The sequence below is a fragment of the Anaerolineae bacterium genome (assembly GCA_014360855.1).
In the GTDB taxonomy this organism is placed as follows: Bacteria; Chloroflexota; Anaerolineae; order JACIWP01; family JACIWP01; genus JACIWP01.
Genome location: JACIWP010000331.1, coordinates 1 through 3,031, shown reverse-complemented (window position 1 = coordinate 3,031; position 3,031 = coordinate 1). Strand labels below are relative to the sequence as shown.

3 protein-coding genes are annotated in these 3,031 nt (G+C 63.4%); all 3 read right to left on the bottom strand.

What is annotated here, in order from left to right; all coding sequences use genetic code 11:
* Positions 1 to 1,130: trimethylamine methyltransferase family protein (locus H5T60_13550; protein ID MBC7243456.1), on the bottom strand; the 1,130-nt coding region annotated here is incomplete at its 3' end.
* Positions 1,131 to 1,189: 59 nt separating this feature from the next.
* On the bottom strand, positions 1,190 to 1,831 hold the full coding sequence (locus H5T60_13545; protein MBC7243455.1) for a corrinoid protein: 642 nt from the start codon (positions 1,829 to 1,831) through the stop codon (positions 1,190 to 1,192).
* Positions 1,832 to 1,855: 24 nt separating this feature from the next.
* Positions 1,856 to 3,031: trimethylamine methyltransferase family protein (locus H5T60_13540; GenBank protein MBC7243454.1), on the bottom strand; the 1,176-nt coding region annotated here is incomplete at its 5' end.

The following is a 3,031-nucleotide window of genomic DNA, read 5'->3' as shown; positions in this document are numbered from 1 at the left end:
AGCATGTCAGGCGAGCTGGTGAGGCCGGACTCGATGTAGCCGACGTCGGGGAACATGTTGCCGCCGATGAGGCCGGCGAGGAAGGTGTTCAGCGTCGCCTCCATGGCTGCCTGCTCATCGAACACCTTGGCATCGCTACAGCCGCTGGTGTTGTACATGGGCACCATGAGCCACTTGGTGATGTCGGTGTAGGCGGCGCTGAGCAGGGCCATCTCCGGCGAGCCGTAGGCCATGACGGTGGTCTGCATGTCCATCTGGGAGAGCAGGCCGCCGATGATGACCTGGGCGCCGGGTTTACGGAGCTGGCTGAGCACGATGCCAAACAGGCTCTCGGTGAGGGCCTGGACCAGGAGGCCGGCCAGGGTGCAGGGAGCGGTGGCGCCGGCCTGCGGGCAGGGCGTGTAGACGAACGGGATATCGTTGTCACAGCAGAAGAGCAGTTTGCCGATGACGATGGGGTCATGGCTCAGCGGCGAGACCGGCTCGATGTACAGGGAGAACGCCGGCGCCTTCTTCCACTCTTCTTTGCCGCCCAGCCGGATGTACGCCATTTCGAGCTGGTCGCGCAGGCCTTCCACGTCCACCGCGGTGATGTTGATGGGCTTGTTGGTGCCCTCCAACATGGCCAGGTACTGCCAGCGGTCATAGGTGCCCACCGCGGTGTCCTGGGTGATGCCCAGCGACATGAAGAAGTCAATGTTGGGCAGGGCCTCGGCGATGATGGCCAGGTTCTTGACGTCCTGGTAGGTGGAGCGCCGGCGCTTCATCGTGTAGGGATCGATGGTATAGGGCGTATCCGAGCCCGTGCCCCAATAAGCGGAGTTCTTCACCAGGTCCATGCGGTACTTGCGGTTGCCGTCCTTATCGGGCATGCCGACGACGGTGACCTTCTTGGGCAGGGTGGAGCGCGCCCGTTCCACCATCCAGGAGGGGACCTTCACCAGGTTTTTGTCCTCGACATGGGCGCCGTGCGCATGCAGGATGTCAACGCCCTCCGGGTTATAGCACCGCACGCCGGTCTCTTCCAGGACTCGCAGAGACGAGAAATAGATCGCCTCGATCTCGTCCTCGGTGAGGATTTGGAGAATAGGCGTGGCGTTCACTTCGTAATTGACCTTATGCACTTCCATGCTACCTTCTCCTCTTAGATCATGTGGCCCAGGATAATGGGCATTGCGATGCGGCGATATTACGCGGCACCGACGAGCTTCTTGGCCAGTTCCGCGCCGGCGGCGGCGTTGGAACCATACCCATCCGCACCGATTTTCTTGGCGAATTCCTCATCGACCGGGGCGCCGCCGACCATGACTTTGACCTTGTCGCGCAGGCCGGCCTCTTCCAGTGCCTTGATGGTATAGGCCATCTGGCGCATGGTCGTGGTCAGCAGTGCGGAGAGGCCCACGATATCGGGCTTGTGCTCCTTCACCGCCTGGACAATGCGCTCCGCCGGCACGTCGAAGCCCAGGTCAATGACCTCGAAGCCGGCGCCTTCGCACATCATGCCCACCAGGTTCTTGCCGATGTCATGCAGGTCGCCCTGGACGGTGGCCATGATGACCTTGCCCAGCAGTTTGGCGCCGGAGGAGACCAGCAGGGGCCGCAGGATTTTCAGGCCGGCCTGCATGGCCTCAGCCGACATCAGCACTTCCGGCACGAACATCTCGCCGGCCTTGAAGCGACGCCCCACCTCGTTCATGCCCATTACCATGCCGTCGTTCAGGATGGAAAGGGGGTCCAGCCCCTCATCCAGCGCCTTCTGCACCAGATTGGGCGTGTTGTCAATATCGCCTTCGATAATGGCAGTCGCCAGTTGTTCCAGGATCTTGCTCATTGTATCTTGCCTCCCCTGTTCGAGTTACTTTTTCTTCGTGTCCGTGCTCTTGACGCGTGCCTCGGCATCCGCCAGCACCTTCTCGATGACATCCCGGGTTTCCTTCTTGATGGGCGGCGGGGTATGGGTCTCCAGGATCTCGCGCACCTTGGCGATGACCCGCTCGCGCATCGGCAGGCCGCCGGCGGCCGACCACTCCTCATAGTTGTGGCGATCGCAGAGGGTCGGATACCAGAACTCGGTCTTGAAGAACTTGCGGGTGTGCGGATGGCGCAGGTAGTGGCCGTTGGGACCCACGCTCTTGATGACCTCGACCGCCAGCGTCTCCTCGTTGACCTCGATGCCGCGGGTCACCCGGCGGGACCAGCCGATGGCCTCGTCCATCATGCAGAGCTGGAAGAGGGAGCCGGTCATGGCGCTCTCGGTATAGCCCACGTCGTGGGTCAGGTCGCCGCCGCACAGCGCCGCCGCCATGACGGAGAAGGAGCCTTCGATGGCGGCCTGCTCGTCGAGCGTCTTGGAGTCGGTACAGCCGCCGGTGTTCCAGAGCGGAATGCCGGCGTAGTGGGCCAGCTCGGTCAGGCCGCACTCGGCCAGCGCCAGCTCCGGCGCGCCGTAGCTGAAGATCATGGTCTGCATGTCGAGGATGGAGGTCACGCCGCCCATGAAGAAGGGGAGGCCTGGAGCGATGGTCTGGGCGAGGGTGAGGCCCATCCAGGACTCGGCCGCCGCCTGGGCGATGAGGCCGGCCAGGGTGCAGGGTGCGGTGGCGCCGGCGATGGGGCAGGGCGTGAAGACCAGCGGCACGCGATGCCGGGCGGCGAAGATGAGCTTATCCAGCGCCTCGAAGGTGCTCACCAGCGGCGAGACCGGCTCGCAGTAGTGCACGTAGTTGGGGCGCCGCTCGAAGGCTTCCTGGCCGCCGGCTTCGGTGATGGCGATCTTGTGGATGGCCTCGGAGTCATCCCAGCGGAAGGACCAGGCCACGATGGGCTTGCTGGTGTTGGGGAACATGTAGGCGAACTCGTACAGCGCGCTCAGGTCCACATGCACGTCGCTGATGGAGCCCAGCGATTCGCAGAAGTCGATGTTGGGGAGCGCGTCGACGACCTTGGCCACCAGTTCCGCGTCGCTCTTGATATAGGGCTGGCGTTCCAGCGTGTACGGATCAATGAAGTTCGGGCAGGTGGGGCCAGGGCC